We start from the raw sequence: 1,155 nt of genomic DNA on the forward strand, positions 1-1,155 counted from the left end.
TTGCTGCGGCCGGAGCGGATCGGGGTGACGCTGTCCGAGGAGTTCCAGCTCCATCCCGAGCAGTCCACCGACGCCATCGTCCTCCACCACCCCGAAGCGACGTACTTCAATGCCGGAGGCGGCCGGTCATGACCACGCTGCGAGAGATCCTCACGAGCGGCGAGCGCTCCTTCTCGTTCGAGTTCTTCCCGCCCAGGACCGATGCCGGAACCCGCACCCTGTGGGGCGCGATCCGCCGTATCGAGGCGCTGCGCCCGACCTTCGTCTCGGTCACCTACGGCGCCGGCGGATCCTCCCGCGACCGCACCGTCGCCGTCACCGAGCGGATCGCGGCCGAGACCACGCTGCGGCCGGTCGCCCACCTCACCGCCGTCGGCCACTCCGTGGCCGAACTGCGCAACATCATCGGCCGGTACGCCGACGCCGGGGTACGCGACGTGCTCGCCCTGCGCGGCGATCCGCCCGGCGACCCCAATGCGCCCTGGACCCCGCACCCGCAGGGTTTCACCCATGCCCACCAACTGGTCTCCCTGGTCAAGGAGATGGGCGACTTCAGCGTCGGTGTGGCCGCCTTCCCCGAGAAGCACCCCCGGTCGCCCGACTGGGACAGCGACATCCGCCACTTCGTCGCCAAGTGCAAGGCCGGCGCCGACTACGCCATCACCCAGATGTTCTTCCACGTCGAGGACTACCTGCGGCTGCGCGACAAGGTGGCCGCCGCCGGCTGCGACACCCCGATCATCCCCGAGATCATGCCCGCCACCGACGCCCGGCAGATCGCCCGCTTCGCCGAGCTGTCGGGCGCTGCCTTCCCCAAGGACCTGGCCCGCCGTCTGGAGGCCGCCCGCGGCAATCCGGCCGCCGGCCACCGCATCGGCGTCGACCACGCCACCGCCATGGCCGAACGCCTGCTGGCCGAAGGCGCGCCGGGACTGCACTACATCACCCTCAACCGCTCCACCGCGACCCTCGACATCCACCGCAACATCCACCGCAGCATCCAGAGCACACAGACCCCAAGGAGTGCCCAGCATGTCCTCGCGACCCACCGCTGACTTCACGGACTTCAAGGTGGCGGATCTGTCCCTGGCGGCGTTCGGCCGCAAGGAGATCACGCTGGCCGAGCACGAGATGCCCGGGCTGATGGCGATCCGG

General features: G+C 70.2%; 3 protein-coding genes. All 3 read left to right on the forward strand.

The annotated features are described in order from the left end of the window. Positions 1-132, forward strand: a 132-nt coding sequence (locus BMY40_RS29225) for a vitamin B12 dependent-methionine synthase activation domain-containing protein (protein WP_177214161.1), incomplete at its 5' end; no start/stop codon positions are given. Then, positions 129-1,055, forward strand: a complete 927-nt coding sequence (gene metF, locus BMY40_RS27345) for a methylenetetrahydrofolate reductase [NAD(P)H] (RefSeq protein WP_093663456.1) — start codon at positions 129-131, stop codon at positions 1,053-1,055. The genes BMY40_RS29225 and metF, both read left to right, overlap by 4 nt. Next, positions 1,033-1,155 (forward strand): adenosylhomocysteinase (locus BMY40_RS27350; RefSeq protein WP_143071841.1); only part of this gene is annotated, 123 nt, incomplete at its 3' end. The genes metF and BMY40_RS27350, both read left to right, overlap by 23 nt.

Source organism: Streptomyces radiopugnans (assembly GCF_900110735.1).
Taxonomy (GTDB): domain Bacteria; phylum Actinomycetota; class Actinomycetes; order Streptomycetales; family Streptomycetaceae; genus Streptomyces; species Streptomyces radiopugnans.

Bases quoted from the DNA above. Each gene is read 5' to 3' on its own strand.
- metF (WP_093663456.1), top strand. From the start codon at position 129: ATGACCACGCTGCGAGAGATCCTCACGAGCGGCGAGCGCTCCTTCTCG.